Below are 3579 nucleotides of genomic sequence, written 5' to 3'. Positions count from 1 at the left end.
GGTTGCCTTCCAGTGCCGCGTATTCGACCCATTCCACTTTCGGGTGCGCGGCCAGATATTGCGCGACCTTGAGGGTGTTGTCGCAGATACGGTCCATGCGTAGCGCCAGCGTTTCGATACCGATAAGGATTTCACGCGCGTTGAACGGCGAGATGGCTGCGCCCATATTCCTGAGCGGCACCACGCGGGCACGGGCGATATAGGCGGCCGCCCCCAGCACCTCGACGTAGTTGACACCGTGGTAGCTGACGTCCGGCGTATTCAGGCGCACGAAGCGCCCGGCGTGTTCGCCCCACGGGAATTTTCCGGAATCGACGATGATGCCGCCGATGCTGGTGCCGTGGCCGCCCAGATATTTGGTCAGGCTGTGCACCACGATGTCGGCGCCGTGTTCGAACGGGCGGCACAGGTAAGGGCTGGGCACGGTGTTGTCGACAATCAGCGGCAGGCCGTGCTTGTGTGCTTCATCGGCGAAGGCGGCGAAGTCGACCACGTTGCCCAGCGGGTTGCCGATCGACTCGCAAAACACCGCCTTGGTGCGCGCATCCACATATTGCGCGATGGACGCCGGGTCGCGGTGGTCGACGAAATGCACCTTGATCCCCAATTGCGGGAAGGTGTGGGCGAACAGGTTATAGGTGCCGCCATACAGGGTGCTGGTGGCGATGATGTTGTCGCCGGCCTCGGCGATGGTCTGGATCGCGTAGCTGATGGCCGCCATGCCGGAGGCCACCGCCAGCGCGCCGATGCCGCCTTCGAGTGCGGCGACGCGCTGCTCCAGCACATCGGTAGTCGGGTTCATGATGCGGGTGTAGATATTGCCCGCCACCTTGAGGTCGAACAGGTCGGCGCCATGCTGGGTGCTGTCAAAGGCGTAGCTGGCCGTCTGGTACAGCGGTACGGCCGCCGATTTGGTGGTCGGGTCCGGGCTGTAACCGGCATGCACGGCGAGGGTTTCTATTTTCATGGCTTTCTCCTTGGGGTGTTCAGATGTAGAGCTGTAGCAGGCAGGCCAGCGTGCCGGCGGCAAGATGCAGCCAGGCCAGGGTGCGAAAATGGCGGGCGGTCGCCCGTGGCGAGCGCGGGCTGATCAGATAGGGGCGGCCATCAGCCGGCGCCATCAGGTGATGGGTTGGCGGTGCGGCGGCTAGCTCGGCATATTCGCGCCGCACTTGTGCGGCGACACTTTGGCGCGCTTCTTCCCATTCTTGCTGGTCGATGCGTCCGTCGCGATTGCCATCGAAGCGCGCCAGCAGTTGTGCCTGATCCTGCTTGAGCTGTTCCAGTTCGAGCTTCACCTCTGCGCGCAACTGTGCGTCGAGGGGGGCGCCGCCGATGGCCGACAGCGTGCCCAGTACATAGAGCGGGTCGCCTGCGGCTATCCATTGTTCGGTGATGCGCCAGCCGTCATCCACTGTCACGCGCTGGTGTGCGGGCTCGATGCCGGCACCTTCGGGGTGGATGATCACTTCGCCGCCGCTGTCGTCCTGCAGCAAGAAGCTGGCTTCGCTTTGCCCCGATTCGATGCCGCGCTGGCGATAGCCTTGCCCCTGATACTGCTTGTGCCAGCGATACCAGACACAGGCGCGGCCGGAGATGTGCGAGAACAGCGGGGCTTGCGTGTGGGCGCGGCTGTGGCCGTAGAATTCGGTGTAACCCAGTGCCGCACTGCGGGTGCGGGCGGTCGGTGTATCGGCCACCGCGCGGTAGCGGCGATAATTGAGCGCCCACAGGCCAAGCCCGCAGGCGATGCTGCCTGCCAGCAGCAGGCTTTGCAGCGGCAAAAAGCGCAGTTGCCAGCTGCTCCACAGCAGGGCCGGATAAAGCAGTAATGCGGCGTAGCGCTGGCTCCAGCCTGGGCGTGCGCCGCTAAAAACTTCAGCGCCCAAAAAGTGCGGCCATATCCACATCGGCCTTGTCCCCGCTGCTGAAGCGCAAGGGGCTGGCCTTGCTAAAGCCCAGTGCCTGCGCAATCAAAACGTCGGGGAACTGCTCGATGCGTACATTGTTGAGGTTGACCGCTTCGTTGTAGAGTTCGCGCCTGTCGGCGATGGTGTTTTCCAGCGTACTGATGCGCTCGCTTAACAGGCTGAACTGCTGGTCGGCCTTGAGCTCGGGATAGGCTTCGGCCACGGCATAAATCTGGCCGAGCAAGCCGCGTAGCTGGCCTTCCTGCTCGCCTATGCGTGCCACGTCGCCCGTGCGTGCGGCACTGCGTATGGCGGCGCGTGCTTCCATCACCCGGGTAAGCGTGGCCTGTTCGAAGCGGGCATATTGCTGGCACACGGCCACCAGCTTGGGTAGCTCGTCGTGGCGTTGTTTTAGCAGCACATCGATATTGGCCCAGCTGCGGGTGACTTCATGCTTGAGCCTGACCAGACCGTTATACAGGCTGATGGCGTACAGCAGCAGAACGGTGGCAGCCGCTAATAGCATCCATAAATACATGAGCACGCTCCCCAGTGTTGGTAATGCCATGATGATATTTGGCGCGGGGCGCGTCAATCACGGAAGAGGAGAGTCAGCGTGAAGAGTTTGAATATTGTGGGCGGCGGGCGCTTGGGTAAGGTGCTGGGCCGTCTGGCGGTGTTGTCCGGCGCTTATCATGTGACGGCCGTATTGTGCCGCGAAGCGGCGCACGCTCGCGAGGCGGCGGCCTTTGTCGGGGCACCGCGGGCCTTGACGCGACTGGCCGAGCTGCCGGCGGCCGATCTGACCTTGCTGGCGGTGCCGGATGGGGCAATCGCAGTTGTTGCGGCGGCGCTGGCCGAGGCGCGGGTCTTGCCGGCGGGTTCAGTGGTATTTCATGCCAGCGGTGCGCTGGACTCGGTGCAGCTTGCGCCATTGGCGGCGCAAGGTGCGCTGACAGCCAGCCTGCATCCGGCTTTTTCTTTCGCCGAGCCTGAGCGTGCGCTGGAGACGTTTGGCGGCACGCTGTGTGCGCTGGAGGGCGATGGCGATGCCTGCGGGCAATTGGCGATGCTGGTGCAGGCCATCGCTGGCGAGCCCTTCTATCTCAAGCCCGGCGGCAAGGTGGGCTATCACGCCGCCCTGAGTATCGCCTCCAATTATCTGGTGACGCTGCTGAGTCTGGCGCAAGGCGTAGTGGCGGCGGCCGGGGTTGATGATGCCACTGCCCGTCGCCTGCTGGGTGCGCTGATGACGCAAACGCTGGGCAACGCGCTGGCGCTAGGGCCGGCGCAAGCCTTGACCGGCCCCATTGGGCGCGGCGATGCCGGCACTGTGGCGCAGCATCTGACAGTGTTGGAGCCGGACGACGGGGCGCTGTACCGCGCTCTGGGGCTGGCCACGGTGAAGCTGGCCGGAGAGCGGCTGGATGCGGGGCAGCAGGCGGCGCTGCTGGCGCTGTTGGGGAATGGGGAATAGGGAATGGGGAATGGGGAATGGGGGCGGCTGGCGGGTTTGGTTTTTCGGGATCGGGGAGCCGGGATTTGGGAGCCGCGGTGTTGACGTGCTTGGGTCGGTTCGCAACACTGAAATCCGAGTCCCGAGTCCCGAGTCCCGAGTCCCGAGTCCCGAGTCCCGAGTCCCGAGTCCCGAGTCCCGAGTCCCGAGTCC

The 3579-nt window shown here is 64.3% G+C and carries 4 protein-coding genes; 1 reads left to right on the top strand and 3 read right to left on the bottom strand.

The window, feature by feature from the left end; all coding sequences use genetic code 11:
- The 3 genes from ACRC1E_RS03090 to ACRC1E_RS03080 form a co-directional block, all read right to left on the bottom strand.
- Positions 1–967: O-acetylhomoserine aminocarboxypropyltransferase/cysteine synthase family protein (locus tag ACRC1E_RS03090; RefSeq protein ID WP_438513643.1), on the bottom strand; the 967-nt coding region annotated here is incomplete at its 3' end.
- A gap of 19 nt (positions 968–986) precedes the next feature.
- Positions 987–1910 (bottom strand): hypothetical protein, encoded by a 924-nt coding sequence (locus ACRC1E_RS03085; protein WP_438513642.1) that lies wholly within the window; start codon positions 1908–1910, stop codon positions 987–989.
- Positions 1879–2448: a LemA family protein gene (locus ACRC1E_RS03080; RefSeq protein WP_438513641.1), complete on the bottom strand. Its 570-nt coding sequence runs from the start codon at positions 2446–2448 to the stop codon at positions 1879–1881. Before ACRC1E_RS03080 ends, ACRC1E_RS03085 begins: the two co-directional genes overlap by 32 nt.
- Positions 2449–2526: 78 nt before the next feature.
- Here ACRC1E_RS03080 and ACRC1E_RS03075 point away from each other — a divergent pair, with 78 nt between their 5' ends.
- Complete coding sequence (locus ACRC1E_RS03075) at positions 2527–3387, top strand: Rossmann-like and DUF2520 domain-containing protein (RefSeq protein WP_438513640.1); 861 nt, start codon at positions 2527–2529, stop codon at positions 3385–3387.
- Positions 3388–3579: the final 192 nt, after the last annotated feature.

Source organism: Craterilacuibacter sp., from assembly GCF_051659485.1.
Lineage (GTDB): Bacteria > Pseudomonadota > Gammaproteobacteria > Burkholderiales > Chromobacteriaceae > Craterilacuibacter.
This window is presented reverse-complemented; position numbering and strand designations above follow the sequence as displayed.

Bases quoted from the DNA above. Each gene is read 5' to 3' on its own strand.
- ACRC1E_RS03085 (WP_438513642.1), bottom strand. From the start codon at position 1,910: ATGTGGATATGGCCGCACTTTTTGGGCGCTGAAGTTTTTAGCGGCGCA.
- ACRC1E_RS03080 (WP_438513641.1), bottom strand. From the start codon at position 2,448: ATGTATTTATGGATGCTATTAGCGGCTGCCACCGTTCTGCTGCTGTAC.